Source organism: Pseudomonas sp. Irchel s3a10 (assembly GCF_900187525.1).
Lineage (GTDB): Bacteria > Pseudomonadota > Gammaproteobacteria > Pseudomonadales > Pseudomonadaceae > Aquipseudomonas > Aquipseudomonas koreensis_G.
Map to the genome: position 1 here is coordinate 629,016 of NZ_FYDR01000002.1, position 17,006 is coordinate 646,021.

Annotated in this window: 17 protein-coding genes; 10 read left to right on the forward strand and 7 right to left on the reverse strand. The window is 62.3% G+C overall.

Going from position 1 to position 17,006, the window contains the following annotated elements; genetic code table 11:
* Positions 1-16: 16 nt before the first annotated feature.
* Positions 17-691: a DNA-3-methyladenine glycosylase I gene (locus CKW11_RS08380; RefSeq protein WP_095137154.1), complete on the forward strand. Its 675-nt coding sequence runs from the start codon at positions 17-19 to the stop codon at positions 689-691.
* Between the two features lie 115 nt (positions 692-806).
* Here CKW11_RS08380 and CKW11_RS08385 read toward each other — a convergent pair whose 3' ends face one another.
* The 3 genes from CKW11_RS08385 to arsC are packed head-to-tail and all read right to left on the reverse strand — an operon-like array spanning position 807 to position 2,181.
* On the reverse strand, positions 807-1,232 hold the full coding sequence (locus CKW11_RS08385) for a DUF2069 domain-containing protein (protein WP_095137155.1): 426 nt from the start codon (positions 1,230-1,232) through the stop codon (positions 807-809).
* Between the two features lie 2 nt (positions 1,233-1,234).
* Positions 1,235-1,831, reverse strand: coding sequence for an NAD(P)H:quinone oxidoreductase (gene wrbA / locus CKW11_RS08390; protein WP_095137156.1), 597 nt, complete (start codon positions 1,829-1,831; stop codon positions 1,235-1,237).
* A complete protein-coding gene (gene arsC / locus CKW11_RS08395) occupies positions 1,828-2,181 on the reverse strand; it encodes an arsenate reductase (glutaredoxin) (protein WP_095137157.1) in 354 nt (117 codons plus the stop codon). Before arsC ends, wrbA begins: the two co-directional genes overlap by 4 nt.
* A gap of 114 nt (positions 2,182-2,295) precedes the next feature.
* On the opposite strand from arsC, the gene CKW11_RS08400 reads away from it, so the two are divergent.
* The gene (locus CKW11_RS08400) at positions 2,296-2,763 is read left to right on the forward strand and encodes a TlpA disulfide reductase family protein (protein WP_027612297.1); all 468 of its coding nucleotides are present in this window, start codon (positions 2,296-2,298) and stop codon (positions 2,761-2,763) included.
* Positions 2,764-2,932: 169 nt separating this feature from the next.
* On the opposite strand, the gene CKW11_RS08405 is transcribed toward CKW11_RS08400, so the two are convergent.
* Together CKW11_RS08405 and CKW11_RS08410 are read right to left on the reverse strand one after the other, a co-directional pair.
* Positions 2,933-3,337 (reverse strand): META domain-containing protein, encoded by a 405-nt coding sequence (locus CKW11_RS08405; protein ID WP_047599708.1) that lies wholly within the window; start codon positions 3,335-3,337, stop codon positions 2,933-2,935.
* On the reverse strand, positions 3,337-3,771 hold the full coding sequence (locus CKW11_RS08410) for a hypothetical protein (protein ID WP_095137158.1): 435 nt from the start codon (positions 3,769-3,771) through the stop codon (positions 3,337-3,339). The genes CKW11_RS08405 and CKW11_RS08410 overlap by 1 nt, the downstream gene beginning before the upstream one ends.
* 133 nt (positions 3,772-3,904) lie before the next feature.
* Here CKW11_RS08410 and CKW11_RS08415 point away from each other — a divergent pair, with 133 nt between their 5' ends.
* On the forward strand, positions 3,905-4,345 hold the full coding sequence (locus tag CKW11_RS08415; RefSeq protein WP_095137159.1) for a hypothetical protein: 441 nt from the start codon (positions 3,905-3,907) through the stop codon (positions 4,343-4,345).
* Positions 4,346-4,357: 12 nt separating this feature from the next.
* On the opposite strand, the gene CKW11_RS08420 is transcribed toward CKW11_RS08415, so the two are convergent.
* Together CKW11_RS08420 and CKW11_RS08425 are read right to left on the reverse strand one after the other, a co-directional pair.
* Positions 4,358-5,347, reverse strand: coding sequence for a 2-hydroxyacid dehydrogenase (locus CKW11_RS08420; protein ID WP_095137160.1), 990 nt, complete (start codon positions 5,345-5,347; stop codon positions 4,358-4,360).
* 85 nt (positions 5,348-5,432) lie between these two features.
* Positions 5,433-8,186 (reverse strand): response regulator, encoded by a 2,754-nt coding sequence (locus tag CKW11_RS08425; RefSeq protein ID WP_095137393.1) that lies wholly within the window; start codon positions 8,184-8,186, stop codon positions 5,433-5,435.
* A gap of 217 nt (positions 8,187-8,403) precedes the next feature.
* On the opposite strand from CKW11_RS08425, the gene CKW11_RS08430 reads away from it, so the two are divergent.
* From CKW11_RS08430 to CKW11_RS08460, 7 genes are all read left to right on the forward strand, one after another.
* On the forward strand, positions 8,404-9,126 hold the full coding sequence (locus CKW11_RS08430; RefSeq protein WP_095137161.1) for a response regulator transcription factor: 723 nt from the start codon (positions 8,404-8,406) through the stop codon (positions 9,124-9,126).
* On the forward strand, positions 9,113-10,537 hold the full coding sequence (locus CKW11_RS08435; RefSeq protein WP_095137162.1) for a sensor histidine kinase: 1,425 nt from the start codon (positions 9,113-9,115) through the stop codon (positions 10,535-10,537). The genes CKW11_RS08430 and CKW11_RS08435 overlap by 14 nt, the downstream gene beginning before the upstream one ends.
* A 202-nt stretch (positions 10,538-10,739) precedes the next feature.
* Positions 10,740-11,642, forward strand: coding sequence for a cysteine synthase CysM (cysM, locus tag CKW11_RS08440; RefSeq protein ID WP_026000780.1), 903 nt, complete (start codon positions 10,740-10,742; stop codon positions 11,640-11,642).
* On the forward strand, positions 11,642-13,018 hold the full coding sequence (gene rlmD / locus CKW11_RS08445) for a 23S rRNA (uracil(1939)-C(5))-methyltransferase RlmD (protein WP_095137163.1): 1,377 nt from the start codon (positions 11,642-11,644) through the stop codon (positions 13,016-13,018). Before cysM ends, rlmD begins: the two co-directional genes overlap by 1 nt.
* 101 nt (positions 13,019-13,119) lie before the next feature.
* Positions 13,120-15,363: a GTP diphosphokinase gene (relA, locus tag CKW11_RS08450; RefSeq protein WP_095137164.1), complete on the forward strand. Its 2,244-nt coding sequence runs from the start codon at positions 13,120-13,122 to the stop codon at positions 15,361-15,363.
* A gap of 132 nt (positions 15,364-15,495) precedes the next feature.
* Positions 15,496-16,329: a nucleoside triphosphate pyrophosphohydrolase gene (gene mazG / locus CKW11_RS08455; RefSeq protein ID WP_095137165.1), complete on the forward strand. Its 834-nt coding sequence runs from the start codon at positions 15,496-15,498 to the stop codon at positions 16,327-16,329.
* Between the two features lie 26 nt (positions 16,330-16,355).
* The gene (locus CKW11_RS08460) at positions 16,356-16,898 is read left to right on the forward strand and encodes a DUF2058 domain-containing protein (protein WP_007968960.1); all 543 of its coding nucleotides are present in this window, start codon (positions 16,356-16,358) and stop codon (positions 16,896-16,898) included.
* Positions 16,899-17,006: the final 108 nt, after the last annotated feature.

A 17,006-nucleotide genomic window follows, 5' to 3' on the forward strand; every position in this document is an offset into this window, starting at 1 on the left:
TTCAATAGGAGAGGGCATGCGCGATTACAAGTGGCTGCACGAATACTGTCTGAACCGCTTCGGTTCGGCGGCTGAACTGGAAGCCCATCTGCCCGTTCCCAAGACCCCCGCGCAATTGCGCAAGATCAGCGACGATCGTTACCTCTCGACCATGGCCCTGCGCGTGTTTCGCGCTGGTCTCAAGCACAGCCTGGTGGACGCCAAGTGGCCGGCCTTTGAAGAAGTGTTCTTCAAGTTCGCCCCCGAAAAAGTCGTGCTGATGAGCGCCGAGCATCTCGAACGCCTGATGCAGGACGCGCGGATCATCCGCCACCTGGGCAAGCTCAAGAGCGTGCCGCGCAATGCACAGTTCATCCTCGATGTGGAAAAGGACAAGGGCAGTTTCGGCGCGCTGATCGCTGACTGGCCGGTGACCGATATCGTCGGTCTGTGGACCTACCTGAAAAAGCACGGGAGTCAGTTGGGCGGACTGTCGGCGCCGCGCTTCTTGCGCATGGTCGGCAAGGACACATTTGTGCCGAGCTATGACGTGGTCGCCGCGCTGAATGCGCAGAAGATCGTCGACAAAGTGCCGACCAGTTTGCGCGATCTGGCGATTGTGCAGAATGCGTTCAACCAGTGGCATGAGCAAAGTGGCGGGCGGCCGATGAGCCAGATTTCGATGATGCTCGCGTACACCGTCAATCATTAAGACCGCAGCGCTCCATTCGCGAGCAAGCCCGCTCCCACAGGATTCTTGTTGAAACACAAAATTCTGTGATCGACACAAAAACTGTGGGAGCGGGCTTGCTCGCGAAGGCGTCAGCTCAGGCGACGGAAATCTCGCCTTCGCCCGCCAGCTTGCGATTCAACTGATACCGCCACCGCACATACAGTAGCGCTGAGCAGAACAGCGCCAGGCTCGCGGCCATCTCCAGCACGCCAAACAGTTGCCGGTTCGGGTCATACGCTGCCAGTGCGCCCTTGATGAAATACAGATTCACCACAAAACACATCCACGAGTGCGCACGCGCGTTGCCCATCAGCATCCCCGGCGCGAGGATCAGCCACGGGATCAGCTCGACCAGCAGGATCACCCACGGTCGGGCGCCGTGCAGGTCGGCGAACAGCAGGTAGTAAGCGGCGAGCAGCCCGGCGAGGCCGAAGAAGCACAACAGGCTGATGACCCGCATCGCCTTGACGCGGGGTTCGAGCCACTCGACGGAGGGCAGGACTTTCGGCTTCTTCGCCACCCTCAGCCCTCCAGTTTTTGCGCGGTCTTGGCCAGGCGTGCGCCGAGTGCGCGACACAGCGCCATCTCGTGCTGATCGAGACCTTTCTTGCCATCGGCCCCGGCATGATGACTGGCGCCATACGGCGTACCGCCGCCCTGGGTTTCCAGCAGTGCCGACTCGCTGTACGGCAGGCCAGTGATCAGCATGCCGTGGTGCAACAGCGGCAGCATCATCGACAGCAGGGTGGTTTCCTGACCGCCGTGCAGGCTGGCGGTGGAGGTGAACACGCCAGCCGGTTTGCCGACCAGCGCGCCGGTCAGCCACAGGTTGCTGGTGCCGTCGAGGAAGTACTTCAGCGGCGCGGCCATGTTGCCGAAACGCGTCGGGCTGCCAAGGGCGAGGCCGGCGCAGTTCTTCAGGTCATCGAGGGTAGCGTAGAGCGCGCCTTCTTCCGGGATGTCCGGAGCCACTGCTTCACACTCGGTGGAGATTGCCGGCACGGTACGCAGGCGCGCTTCGAGGCCGGCCTGTTCGACGCCGCGGGCAATCTGCCGGGCCATCTCGTTGGTCGAACCATTGCGGCTGTAATACAGAACCAGAATGTACGGCGCGCTCACGGCAGCAACTCCAGAATCTGCTCCGGTGGGCGACCGATAACGGCTTTGTCGCCGACTTCAAGAATCGGCCGTTCCATCAGTTTTGGATGCTGGGCGATGGCGTCGATCAATTGCGCGTCGCTGAGGCTTTCGTCAGCCAGCTGAAGCATTTTGTATTCATCTTCTCCGCTGCGCAGCAGTTGCCGTGCACTGATGCCCAGCTTGCCGAGCAAGGCCTTGATCTGCGCGGCGTTCAGCGGCGTTTCCAGGTAACGCACCACGTTCGGGGTCAGGCCGCGGGCCTCAAGTAGTTCCAGCGCGCCGCGGGATTTCGAGCAGCGCGGATTGTGATAAAGCGTCAGATCGGTCATGGCGGGTCGCTTCTGGCGTAAAGTGGCGGCTATTCTAACTGTGCAGCGCGCAATCCAGAACCTTCAGAGGCGATGGGTCGCAGGCGCCTTCAATTTTTGACCAGGGAACATGACATGACACGGCGATTGGCAGCGGCATTGACGATAATCGGGGCGTTGATGCTGGGGGGCTGCGGCAATGACTACGGCATTGACCAGAATGGTCAGAAGGTCGCGTCCGAGCGTCTGGACAAGCAATGGGTAGTCATCAATTACTGGGCCGAATGGTGTGGCCCGTGCCGCACGGAAATTCCGGAGCTCAATCATTTGGCTGACGAACTCAAGAGCAAGAACGTGGGTGTGTTCGGGGTCAACTTCGACAACGTCCAGGGTGAAGACCTGAAGAGCGCCAGCGAGAAACTGGGCATCAAATTCACCGTGCTGGCGCAGGATCCGGCGGACCTGTTCGACCTGCCGCGCAGTGAGGCCTTGCCGGTGACTTACATCATCGACAACAAGGGCAAGGTGCGTGAGCAGTTGATGGGCGAGCAGACGGCGGCGGGGGTGATGGCCAAGCTGGAGGCGTTGCAGGCGACAAAGTGAGTTGAATGGGCTTTTGTGGCGAGGGAGCTTGCTCCCGCTGGGGCGCGAAGCGGCCCCAAACCCTGCTGACTCGTGTCTGCGGCAATGCGCGGTTAACGGTTGTGCGACTGCTGCGCAGCCGAGCGGGAGCAAGCTCCCTCGCCACAGTAACTGGCGTTCAGAAAAAAGATCAGCCCTCTTCCAGCCACCAGCGCAACGGCTTGCCTTGCGCCGGCCAGAAGCGCATCTGCTCGATTGGCGAGATGTCCCAGCGCTCAACGCCTTGCAGCGCCTGCAGGAAGCGTTGTTCCTGCTCCATCAGTGCCGGGGCGCAGAGTTTGCGGGTCTTGCCGATCGGGCCGAAGCTCAGCTTGTCACCGTCGAGGGTGTACGGCGCGAACCAGTGGTTGCAGCCGCCATTGCCGTACGCGCGGCCATCGTCACCGAGGGTCACGGTCAGATGGCTGTAATCCATCAATGGCCGCTCGCCGATCCACTCCAGGATGTAGCTGCGGTTCTGCTGCAATTGCACAGGCTCTGCGGCGCAGCCCACCAGAGCGGCACCGACCAGCAGCGGCAGGGCAAGGCGTTTCATCACGCGGGCTCCTGGCATTTCGGGCACAGGTGCTTGTCGCCGACGGCTTTCCAGCCCAGTTCGGCGATGCGCGCCGTGGCGGCCGGCTGCTCGGCAGTCTTGCCCAGCTTGGCGTCCACGGCGAACTCGAAGTTCAGCTCTTTGGCGCAGCTGTCGCAGTTGACCTGCCAGGTGTGGATCGCCAGTTCGCCGAATACCGGGCCGGTGGTCATCGCGGTCCATTGGCCCGGCGGATTGATCAGGTGGCGCACGGTGTCGACGGTCAGGCGCATGGACAAGTCCTTGCTGCCTTTGAGGGTGACCAACAGGACGTCACCGTTGCGGATCGAGCCACCGTTGCCGGTGACCTGATAGCGGCCCGGTACGAGGGCGCGGCATTCGGTGAGGGTGTGTTGCGGGTTCATCAGGGTGTAGCGGAAATCGTGTTCGACCATGGGTCCTCCAAATCTGCGCGACATGCTAGCACGGGCTGGATTGCAGGATGGCGTACGCGTGCGACCTTCGATCCGGTTCAAATCCTCCGGCGCTCATGGCAAACTGCCGCCCTTCACTCTGAGGGAACGGAACATGGCGCTGATCGAATGTTATGAATGCAAGCGGAGCATCAGCTCGGAAGCCAAGGCGTGCATTCATTGTGGTGCTCCGATGGCGCAGCAGCACGAGCACACACCGGCGCAAGCCGCCGCCGCGACGATTTCATTTGGCAGCCTGCCGCGCAACAAATCCGTGCCCGAGGCGTTTATCCCGCCAGCAGCCCCTGAGCCTGCGCCGCGCGTTTCACCGGCGGCGGTCGGTCGCCGCCGTCGGCAACCGGAACCCGCACCTCAACTTCAGCCCAACGCCGACGGTTCGCGGCCGGTGGAAGGCTGGTTGAAGATCATGGTGTTCTTGCTACCGATGGTCTTCGTCTGGTTCCTGCTGCGTAACGGTCATTCGATGAAGCAGCGCTTTTTCGGTTTTGGCTGGCTGGCGTTGCTGATCCTGGCCTCGTCGCTGTCGCCGAAGTAAACCGGCAAGCCTTCAACCTTCGACCTGGTTCTGCGGCGCGCCTGCGGCCCAGGTCGCGATGTTGTGCAGGGTGGTCGCGGCAATCGCGCCCAGCGCTTCATGGGTCAGAAACGCCTGATGCGCGGTGATGATCACGTTCGGGAAGGTCAGCAGCCGCGCCAATACGTCGTCCTGCAACGGCAAGTCGCTGCGATCCTCGAAAAACAGCTGCGCCTCTTCTTCATACACATCCAGTCCCAGATAGCCCAATTGACCGTCCTTCAGGGCATCGATCAGTGCCGGTGTGTCGACCAGCCCGCCGCGTCCGGTGTTGATCAGCATCGCCCCCGGCTGCAGGTGCGCCAGTGATTCGCGGTTGATCAAGTGTTTGCTCTGGGCGTTGAGCGGGCAGTGCAGGCTGATGATCCGCGACTGCGCGAGCAGCTCCGGCAGACTCAGGTAACGTGCGCCCAACGCCACGACCTCAGGGTTTGGGTACGGGTCGTAGGCCAGCAATTCGCAACCGAAACCGTGCATGATTTTCGCGAACGTCACGCCGATCTGCCCGGTGCCGACAATCCCCACGGTTTTGCCCACCAGATCGAACCCGGTCAGACCGTGCAGGGTGAAATCGCCTTCGCGGGTGCGGTTGTAGGCGCGGTGCAGACGCCGGTTAAGCGCCAGAATCAGCGCCACCGCGTGTTCGGCCACCGCATGCGGCGAGTAGGCCGGCACCCGCACCACGGCCAGCCCGAGGCGTTTTGCCGCGGGCAGATCGACATGGTTGTAGCCCGCCGAGCGCAGGGCGATCAGTCGCGTACCGCCGGCGGCGAGGCGTTCCAGCACCGGCGCGCTGAGGTCGTCATTGATGAAGGCGCAAACCACCTCATGCTGTTCGGCCAGGGCGGCGGTGTCGAGACTGAGCCGGGCCGGCTGAAAATACAGTTCCAGCCCGGCCGGGCAGGCGGCAGCGAGGAAACTGTCGCGGTCGTAGGTCTGGCTGCTGAAAACGAGCGTGCGCATGTATTGCTCCTTGGCGCGGGGTGGCGAGTCAGGGTTGACCCGAACTCACTTTAGCGTGGGCCAGCGAACGCGACATTGCTGTGGATCAGGCACTGATTCGGGCTTGGGTTGCGAGGCGATTGATCGCCCGATCCAGCTCCTCCAACGCCACCACTGCTTTCGGATCGCCCTGTTTGAGCAGGGTTTCACTGCGCTGGCAGGCCGCGCGTAACTGCGGCACGCCACAATATCGGGTCGCACCGTGCAAACGATGCACGCGCTCGATCAGCGCGTTCTGATCGCGAGCTTCACTGGCGGCACGAATGGCTTCGCGGTCGGCCTCCAGCGAGGCGAGCAGCATCGCCAACATGTCCGCCGCCAGATCGGCCTTGCCGGCGGCCAGGCGCAGGCCTTCTTCGTGGTCGAGCACCGGCAACTCATTGGCGCCCGCCGCGCTGTCGCTGGCACGCTCCGTTCCTTGATTGCGCAAGGCCAGACCGGTCCACTTCAGCACCACTTGCGCCAGCTGCCGCTCGCTGATCGGTTTGGTCAGGTAGTCATCCATGCCGCTTTGCAGCAAGGCGCGTTTTTCGTTGGCCATGGCGTGGGCGGTGAGGGCGACGATCGGCAGCGGCGTGCAATGCCGTTCGCTCTCCCACTGGCGGATGGTTTCGGTGGTCTGGCGTCCGTCCATCCCCGGCATCTGCACGTCCATCAGCACCAGGTCGAAGGATTCGCTCTGCACCGCTTTGACTGCTGCGTAGCCGCTCTCGACTGCGAGCACCTTGGCGCCCATGTCTTCGAGCAGGGTCTGCACCAGCAACAGGTTGGCCGGGTTGTCGTCGACGCACAGCACTTTCGGTGCACGGCTCGACAACGGTTCGCCCGGCTCGTTGCGCGGCTGGCGTGGATTGGCCAGATCGGCCAGCGCCCGACGCAGTTTACGCGTGCAGGCTGGTTTGGCTTGCAGCTGGCTGTGCGGGTTGGGCACCGAGAGATGGAACAGCGTCTGTTCGGTGGTCGGGCACAGCACCAGCACTTTGCAACCCAGGTGTTCCAGATCCCAGATGTGCTGGTTCAGGCGCTCCGGAAGCATGTCGTTGCTGGTGATGCCGAGCACCGCAAGGTCGATCGCCTGATCGGTCTGGTGCGCGCCAGTGACGCCGTTGGTCAGGCTCTCCAGCGTATTGAACGGCGTGACGTCGAGGCCGCAGTCTTCCAGTTGATGCTGCAGCGCCTGACGCGCCAGTTCGTGATTTTCCAGCACCGCCACGCGACGCCCGAGCAGTGGCGGGCCCGGCAGGTCTTCGCTGTCGTCGCGGGTTTTCGGCAGGCTCAGGCTGATCCAGAATTCCGAGCCTTCGCCCGGGGTGCTGTCGACGCCGATTTCGCCACCCATCTGTTCGATCAGACGCTTGGAGATCACCAGACCCAGACCAGTACCGCCGGGCTGGCGCGACAGCGAGTTGTCGGCCTGACTGAACGCCTGGAACAACGCGCGCACGTCCTGACTCGACAGGCCGATGCCGGTGTCCTGAATGCTGATGCGCAGTTGCACGCTGTCTTCGTGTTCTTCTTCAAGCATGGCGCGGGCGACGATGGTGCCTTCGCGGGTGAACTTGATCGCGTTGCTGACCAGGTTGGTGAGGATCTGCTTCAGGCGCAGCGGGTCACCGACCAGAGACAGCGGCGTGTCGCGATAGACCAGACTCACCAGCTCCAATTGTTTGGCGTGGGCTGCCGGTGCCAGGATGGTCAGGGTGTCCTGCAACAGGTCGCGCAGGTTGAACGGGATGTGGTCGAGCACCAGTTTGCCGGCCTCGATCTTCGAGAAGTCGAGGATCTCGTTGATGATCCCCAGCAGGCTGTCGGCGGACTTTTCGATGGTGCCCAGATAGTCGAGCTGGCGCGGCGTCAGTTCGCTTTTCTGCAACAGATGCGTGAAACCGAGAATGCCGTTGAGCGGCGTGCGGATCTCGTGGCTCATGTTGGCGAGGAACTCGGATTTGATCCGGCTCGCCTCCAGCGCCTCTTTGCGTGCCAGATCCAGTTCGATGTTCTGGATCTCGATGGTTTCCAGATTCTGCCGCACGTCTTCGGTGGCCTGATCGACGCTGTGCTGCAGTTCTTCGCGGGCGTTCTGCAGGGTCCCGGCCATGCGGTTGATGCCCGAGGCGAGTTCGTCCAGTTCCTGGCTGCCGAGCGGTGGCAGGCGGGTTTCCAGATGACCGTCCTTGAGCTGGGCAACCGCCTGTTTGATCTGGCTCAGCGGGCGGTTGATGGTGCGGCCCATGCGCAACGCGAGCAGGGCCGCTCCCGCCAGCCCGGCGGCAATCAACAGCAGGCTGGCAAACAGGCTGCGATAACCGCGCAGCAGCATGCCGTTGTGCGACAGCTCCAGTTCAACCCAGCCAAGCAGACGGTCGGATTCTGCGGGGATCAGCTCACCGGCGAGATTGCGGTGCTTGCCGAACACCGGCATCAGGTAACGCGTGGCGTCATTGCCGCTGCGCCGTAGCAGTTGCGCACTGTCGCCACTGGGTGCCTGATTGAGCATGGTCGGGCCGGCGTGCGCCAGCGGGGTACGGTCGGGGGCGAGGAAAGTAACGGCGCGCACGTCAGGCTGTTCGAGGGACTGGGTGGCGATGCGTTCCAGCAGATCGGTATTGCCATGGCCCATGGCGGGTGCCACCAGCGGCGCCAGTTGCTCGGCGATCATTTCACCGCGCTGCATCAACTGGGTCTGCAAATCGGACTGTTGCATCCAGGTGAAATAGCCCCCGAGCACCAACGCCATCAGGCTGGTGGGCAACAGGGTCAGCAACAACACGCGACCTTTGATTCCCAGTTTCTTGAGCACACCCATCTCCTGCATCCCGCTGAACTGTTGACTCGCACGTGCGTCCGGCACGCGACATTGGCGCAGTGTAGCGATTTGCAGGCAGGCAATCTTCGGAAAAATCATGTCGCCATCGGTCGGCGCGGCCTGGTGCGTGTGTCCGGCCGGTCAAGCTTGGGTTGCCCGATGGCGGGCAATCTTGAATAATCGGCCAACTGAGAATTATTTGCAGATACTCATGACTCCTGTCTCCGCCGACCTGCCACGCATTCTTGCCATCGAGGACGACCCGGTGCTGGGCGCCTATGTTCACGAGCATCTGGGCCGCAGCGGCTTTGCGGTGACCTGGTGCCAGAACGGTCAGGAAGGGCTGAACATTGCGCGTCACCAGCCGTTCGACGTGGTGCTGATGGACATTCTGCTGCCGGGGCTCGACGGCCTGAAGGTGCTGACACAATTGCGTCAGAGCCATTCGACGCCGGTGCTGCTGATGTCGGCGCTCGGCGCCGAGGCCGACCGCATCAGCGGCTTTCGTCTGGGTGCCGATGATTACCTGCCCAAGCCGTTCAGCATCGCCGAGTTGCATGTGCGGATCGAGGCGATCCTGCGCCGGGTGGCGCTGGATCGGCGCCCGGCAGCGATTGCACCGGCTACGATTCACGGCGCGCTGCGTTTCGACGAAGAACAGTGCGACGTCTTCTATAACCTACTGGCCGCCGGTCTGACCCGCAGCGAATACCGTCTGCTGGAAACTCTCCATCGCAACGACGAAGAAGTGCTGAGCAAGGCCTTCCTTTATCAGCATGTGCTGCAACGCGGCTACGCGGCCCACGACCGCAGCCTCGACATGCACATCAGCCAGATCCGCCGCAAACTCAAGGCCATCGGTTACACCGAGCGCGAGGTGCGCACAGTGTGGGGCAAAGGCTATGTGCTGAGTGCCACCGATGAAAATCTCTGAGTTGCCGGGGCGGCATTCGCTGTTCTGGAAACTGGCGTGTCTGCTGGTAGCGTTTTGTCTGCTGATGATCTGGCTCAGTTGGTCATGGGGCCGCTACATGGAGGAGCGCAACCAGTATCTCTCTGACGAGGCGCGCGGCACGCTGAGCCGTTATGCCAGCGAAGCCGAGCGGGCGTGGCAGCGTGGTGAGCGCGACGGGGTCGATAACTGGTTGCAGAGCATGGAGCTGCGTGAGGCCGCCTGGGTCGGGGTGATCGACCGCAATCTGCAGTCGTTGAGCAGCGAGCCGCTGAATGAACAGGAAATCCAGCACCTGACCTTTTTGCGTGGGCTCGACTGGCCGATCCACAAGAAGGGCCGGCCGTGGCTGCGGGTGCCGTTTGCGCAGAACCCATCAGCCGGCAGTCTGGTGATCGAGTTGCCCGAGCGATTCCTGCCGGGGAAGTACCGGGTGTTCTGGCGGGTGATCACCAATGGCGTGATTCCGGGGCTGTTCACCTTGCTGCTGTGTGTCGGCCTGTATCGCTTGCTGGTGGTGCCGCTGAACAATTTGCGCGCGCAGGCCAACGCCTGGCGCGCCGATCAACTGAATGTGCGCCTGTCGAGCGGCATTACCCAGCGCCCGGACGAACTCGGCGAACTGGCGCGGGCCTTCGACTCGATGTCCGAACGCCTGCAATCCACCGTCGCCCTGCAACAGCAATTGCTGCGCGACCTGTCCCATGAACTGCGCACGCCGCTGAGTCGCCTGCGGGTGGCCAGTGAAAGCGAGCAGGATCTACGGCAACTGCGCGAGCGCATTGGCCGTGAAGTCGACGGCATGCAACGACTGGTCGAAGACACCCTGCAACTGGCCTGGTTCGACACCGAACGTGCGCCGCTGCCGGACGAGGCGATCCAGATTCAGGCGCTGTGGGAAATGCTCACCGACAACGCCTGTTATGAAAGCGGCTGGCCGAGCCTGCAATTGCAATGCGCGGTGCCGGCGTCATGCTGGGTGCGCGGCAATCTCAACACCCTGGCACAAGCGCTGGAAAACATTCTGCGCAACGCCATTCGGCATTCGCCCGAGGGCGGCATCGTACGCCTCGATGGTCGGCGTGATGGTGATCACTGGCATTTGTGGCTGGAGGATCAGGGCGGCGGGGTGGCGCAGAGCGATCTGCAACGGATCTTCTCGCCCTTCATCCGCCTCGACGGCTCACGCCCGGGGGATGGCGGGTTTGGCCTGGGACTGAGCATTGCGAGGAATGCGGTGCAGCGCCAGGGCGGGATGTTGTGGGCGGAGAATGGTGGGGCAGGGTTGCGCCTGAATTTGCGGCTGATTGCCGATGACGGCGGCGCGGCGGCTGACGCCTTCGCGAGCAAGCCCGCTCCCACTTTGGATGTGTGTCGTCCGCAGATTGTATAACCAACACCGCCACCCTCCTGTGGGAGCGGGCTTGCTCGCGAAGGGGCCCTTCGATTCACCGCGGAACTCAAAAGTCGCACCACCGGTGCGACATTCATCTGCTTATTCCCATAAACCATAAGCACCGCACTTTGCGTGATATGGCCTGCGAACGTTTGCCGGTATGATAGGCGCCCCCGCACGTCTGGATTGCGAATACGCCATGACCCTGCAGTACCCAACCATCGCCGATTGCGTCGGCAACACTCCGCTGGTGCGTTTGCAGCGCCTGCCCGGTGCCACCAGCAACACCCTATTGCTCAAGCTCGAAGGGAACAACCCGGCGGGTTCGGTCAAGGATCGTCCGGCGCTGTCGATGATCACCCGTGCCGAACTGCGCGGGCAGATCCACGCTGGCGACACGCTGATCGAAGCGACCTCGGGCAACACCGGGATCGCCCTGGCCATGGCCGCCGCGATAAAGGGTTACAAGATGATCCTGATCATGCCGGACAACTCCAGCGCCGAACGTAAAGCGGCGATGACCGCTTACGGTGCCGAGCTGATTCTGGTCAGTCAGGAAGAGGGCATGGAAGGCGCTCGTGATCTCGCTCAGCGGATGGAAGCCGAAGGCCGTGGCAAGGTGCTCGATCAGTTCGCCAACGGCGACAATCCGGAAGCGCACTACACCACCACCGGCCCGGAAATCTGGCGTCAGACCCAGGGCACCATCACCCATTTCGTCAGTTCGATGGGCACTACCGGCACCATCATGGGCGTCTCGCGCTACTTGAAAGAGCAGAGCGACAGCGTGCAGATCGTCGGTCTGCAGCCGATGGAAGGCTCAGCCATTCCCGGCATCCGCCGCTGGCCGCAGGAATACCTGCCGAAGATCTATCAGGCCGACCGCGTCGACCGTATTGTCGACATGGCGCAAAGCGAAGCCGAGGACGTCACCCGGCGACTGGCCCGCGAAGAAGGCATCTTTTGTGGCGTGTCTTCGGGCGGTGCGGTGGCAGCGATGCTGCGCCTGTCCAAAGAAGTTGAAAACGCGGTGATCGTCGCGATCATCTGCGACCGTGGCGACCGTTATCTGTCGACCGGCATTTTCGACGCGCCCAACTGATGGCCAAGCACGAGAGAGGCCTGCGCTTCCAGCCCACTGGCGGCAGCAAGGCCGCGCAAATCCCGACCGGCAAAAAACAGCGCTTGAACATCGAGCGCCTGGCCAATGACGGTCGCGGCATCGCGTTTTTCGAAGGCAAAACCTGGTTCGTTCTCGGTGCCCTCGCCGGTGAAGAGGTCGAGGCGCGGGTGCTTGGCGCCCGCGGCAAAGTGGTCGAGGCGCGCACCGAGCGCGTGTTCAAGGCCAGCGAATTGCGTCGCCCTGCAGCCTGTCAGCACGCCGGCCGCTGTGGCGGGTGCAGCGTGCAGCATTTGCCCCACGCCGAACAGCTTGCCCTGAAACAGCGCATGCTCGCCGAGCAATTGTCGAAGGTTGCCGGGGTCGCGCCTGACGAATGGGCTGCGCCGTTGACCGGCCCGGAATTCGGCTATCGCCGCCGCGCGCGGATCGCCGTGCGTTGGGACATGAAGGCGAAGCAGCTTGAAGTCGGTTTTCGCGCCGCCGGCAGCCAGGACATCGTCGCCATCAACGAATGCCCGGTGCTGGTACAGCCCTTGCAACCGATCATGACCCGTTTGCCGCAGATGCTCCGTCGTTTGAGCAAACCGCAGGCGCTGGGGCACGTCGAGTTGTTCAGTGGTTCGTCGTTGGCGGTGTTGTTGCGACACATGGCGCCGCTGTCCGAAGCCGACCTGACGATCCTCAAGGAATTCTGTCAGTTCCATGACGCGCAACTGTGGCTGCATGGCGAAGGCGACCCGCAACCGGTGGATGCCACGCAGTCGCTGGGCTATCGCCTGGAGCAGTGGGATCTGGAACTGGCCTGGCGGCCGGGGGATTTCATTCAGGTCAACGCCGGGGTCAATGAGGCGATGGTCGCGCAGGCGCTGGATTGGCTGAAACCGCGCCCCGATGAACGCGTGCTGGACCTGTTCTGCGGTCTGGGCAACTTCGCCTTGCCGCTGGCCAAAAGCGTGCGTGAAGTGGTGGCGGTGGAGGGCGTGCAGACCATGGTCGACCGCGCTGCCGCCAACGCTGCCAGCAACAATTTGCATAACACAAAGTTTTTTCAAGCCGATTTATCCCAGCCTTTGACCGATGCTCAGTGGATCGGAAACGGCTTTTCTGCGGTACTCTTGGACCCACCGCGTGACGGTGCTTTCGAGGTGGTGCGCAAGCTCGCGACCCTGGGTGCCAAACGGTTGGTGTATGTATCGTGCAACCCTGCAACTCTGGCGCGCGATACGGTCGAATTGATCAAGCAGGGCTACCGGTTAAAACGTGCCGGGATTCTCGATATGTTTCCTCAGACGGCACATGTCGAGGCCATGGCGTTATTTGAAGCGAGCCAGGATGGCTCGTCTGAATCCGTCTGACCTGTCCGGGCGGCGCTCGCTTTAGCCCCGCGAGCGCATACGGGCGTTGAGGGTCAGCGATTTGACGCATTGAATCTGCGTCGTAGGGAAGGTAAAGCAGCATGGTACAGGTGAGAGCACACCAGCCGATCAACACTGACGGCAGTATCAATCTCGAGGCTTGGCTCGATCACGCGGTCAGTGTCGACATGGCACTGGATCGCGAAGCCTTGAAAGAAGCCTGCGAGTTCGCTCGCGAGGCCGAACAGCAGTCCAATGCCAAGAAGAATCTGTGGGCCGAAGGCTCCGGCAGTTTCAGCACGGGACTGGAGATCGCCGAGATCCTCGCCGACCTCAAACTGGATCAGGATTCGCTGGTTGCGGCAGTGCTGTATCGCGGCGTGCGCGAAGGCCAGATCGAGCTCGCGGCGGTCGGCCAGCGCTTCGGCCCGGTGGTGGCCAAGCTGATCGACGGCGTGCAGCGCATGGCGGCGATCAGTGCCAGCCTCAGCCCGCGCCAGTCGATGGTGATGGGCACCCAGGGCCAGGTGGAAAACCTGCGCAAGATGCTGGTGGCGATGGTCGACGACGTTCGCGTCGCGCTGATCAAACTGGCCGAACGTACCTGCGCCATTCGCGCGGTGAAAACCGCTGACGACGAGAAGCGCAACCGCGTCGCCCGGGAAGTCTTCGATATCTATGCGCCGCTCGCGCACCGGCTCGGCATCGGTCATATCAAGTGGGAGCTGGAGGACTTGTCCTTCCGTTACCTGGAGCCTGATCAATACAAACAGATCGCCAAGCTGCTCCATGAGCGGCGGCTGGACCGTGAGCGTTTCATCAGCGATGTGATGACCCAGCTCAAGGACGAATTGCAGGCCACCGGCGTCGACGCCGACATCAGCGGCCGGGCCAAACACATCTATTCGATCTGGCGCAAAATGCAGCGCAAGGGTCTGGAATTCAGCCAGATCTACGACGTGCGCGCGGTGCGTGTGCTGGTGCCGGAAATGCGCGACTGCTACACCGCGCTCGGCATCGTCCACACCCTGTGGCGGCACATCCCGAAAGAATTCGACGACTACATCGCCAACCCGAAAGAGAACGGCTACCGCTCGCTGCACACCGCGGTAATCGGTCCGGAAGGCAAGGTGCTGGAAGTGCAGATTCGTACGCACTCGATGCACGAAGAGGCCGAGCTCGGCGTCTGCGCGCACTGGCGCTACAAAGGCACCGACGTCAAATCCGGCTCAAACCACTACGAAGAGAAAATCTCCTGGCTGCGGCAGGTGCTCGAGTGGCACGAAGAACTGGGCGATATCGGTGGTCTGGCCGAACAGCTGCGAGTCGATATCGAACCGGATCGGGTCTACATCTTCACCCCCGACGGTCATGCCATCGACTTGCCGAAAGGCGCGACGCCGCTGGACTTCGCCTACCGTGTGCACACCGAAATCGGTCACAACTGCCGGGGCGCGAAGATCAACGGGCGGATCGTGCCGCTCAACTACAGTCTGCAGACCGGTGAGCAGGTCGAAATCATCACCAGCAAGCACGGTACGCCGAGCCGCGACTGGCTGAACCCGAACCTGGGCTACGTCACCACCTCGCGGGCGCGGGCGAAGATCGTTCACTGGTTCAAGTTGCAGGCCCGTGACCAGAACGTCGCGGCCGGTAAAACCCTGATCGAACGCGAACTCAATCGCCTCGGTCTGCCGGCGGTGGATTTCGACAAGCTGGCCGAAAAGGCCAACATGAAAACCGCCGAAGACATGTTCGCCGCCCTCGGTGCCGGCGATTTGCGTCTGGCGCAACTGGTCAACCTCGCACAGCAACTGGTCGAGCCGGAACGCGGCAACGAACAGCTGGAGCTGATCCCGCGCAAGGCCACCGGTTACAAGCCGGGCAAGCGCGGCGACATTCAGATCCAGGGTGTCGGCAACCTGATGACGCAGATGGCCGGCTGCTGCCAGCCGCTGCCGGGCGACGCGATTGTCGGCTACATCACCCAGGGCCGCGGCGTGAGCATTCACCGGCAGGACTGCGCCTCGGTGCTGCAACTGGGCGGGCGCGAGCCGGAGCGGATCATCCAGGTCAGTTGGGGCCCGGTGCCGGTGCTCACCTATCCGGTGGACATCGTCATCCGCGCCTACGACCGTTCCGGTCTGCTGCGTGACGTCTCGCAGGTGCTGCTCAACGAGCGGATCAACGTGCTGGCGGTCAATACCCGCTCGAACAAGGAAGACAACACTGCGCTGATGTCGCTGACCATCGAGATCCCCGGGCTGGATGCGCTGGGGCGCTTGCTGGGACGGATTTCGCAGTTGCCGAACATCATCGAGACGCGGCGTAACCGTACCCCGTGAAGATGGCTTCGTTCGAAGGTGGGAGCGGGCTTGCTCGCGAAGAGGGCGTGTCAGTCGATATTTACGCTGAATGACACACCGCATTCGCGAGCAAGCCCGCTCCCACGTTGGTTTTGTGTAGAGGCATGACAGATGTATTCACTTGAAGACCTGCTCCACCTGATGAACCGCCTGCGCGATCCGCAGTACGGTTGCCCGTGGGACATCAAGCAAACCTACGCGACCATCGTCCCGCACACCCTCGAAGAAGCCTACGAAGTGGCCGACGCCATCGAGCGGGGCGACTTCGATCACTTGCAGGGCGAGCTGGGCGATCTGCTGTTTCAGGTGGTTTATTACAGCCAGTTGGCCAAGGAAGAAGGGCGCTTCGAATTCGCCGGGGTGATCGACAGTATTACCCGCAAACTGATCCGCCGCCATCCGCACGTGTTCCCCACCGGCGATCTGTATGCGCCGCTGGACGTACCACGCTTGAGCGAAGAGCAGGTCAAGCAGCGCTGGGAAGAGATCAAGGCCGAAGAACGCGCCGAGAAATCCGCCGCGCCCGAGCAGCTGTCACTGCTCGATGACGTGCCTGCCGCGTTGCCGGCGCTGTCGCGTTCGGCCAAATTGCAGAAGCGCGCTGCGCAGGTCGGCTTCGACTGGCCGGATGCGTTGCCGGTACTGGACAAGGTGCGCGAAGAGCTCGATGAGGTGCTCGAAGCCATGTCCGAAAACGATCCGCAAGCAGTGGCCGACGAGATCGGCGATCTGCTGTTTTCCGTGGTCAATCTGGCCCGGCACCTGAAGGTCGATCCGGAAACCACCCTGCGTGGCGCCAACGCCAAGTTTGAAAGACGTTTCCGTTTTATCGAACAGGCATTGCGCGACACCCATCGTCCCATGGAAGATTGCACCCTCGAAGAGTTGGACGCCCTGTGGGGTGAAGCCAAACGTCAGGAAAAGAATTTGCCCAGCTGCGGCTGAGCCGTTGCCCAAGTGAGTAAGCATTAATGAGCCTTTCCCTTCGCGACCAGTTGCTCAAAGCAGGCCTGGTCAACCAAAAGCAGGCCAAACAGGTCAGCAAAGACAAGCAGAAGCAACAGCGTCTGGCCCACAAAGGGCAGGCCGAGCTGGATGATTCGCAGCAGCGCGCCGCCCAGGAAGCCATGGCCGAGAAGGTCAAGCGCGACCAGGAGCTGAACCGTCAGCAGCAGGAGAAGGCCGAGGCCAAGGCCCGCGCCGCGCAGGTCAAGCAGTTGATCGAAGTCTCGCGTCTGCCGAAGCTGACCACCGAGGACTACTACAACTTCGTCGACGACAAGAAGGTCAAGCGCATCTCGGTCAACACGCTGATGCGCAACAAGCTCAGCAGCGGCTCGCTGGCGATCGTGCACCATGCCGGCGGCTACGAAGTGATCCCCCGTGAAGCGGCGCTGAAGATCCAGGAGCGCGACCCGCAGCGTATCGTGCAGCTCAACGTGCAGACCGAAGAGGTCAATGCCGAAGACGATCCGTACGCGGCCTATCAGATCCCTGATGACCTGATGTGGTAAACCGATAAAGCTGTAACAACACAACTGTGGCGAGGGAGCTTGCTCCCGCTGGGGCGCGAAGCGGCCGTTGTTTTAAAACAGGGCCTGCCGCGCAGTCCAGCGGGAGCA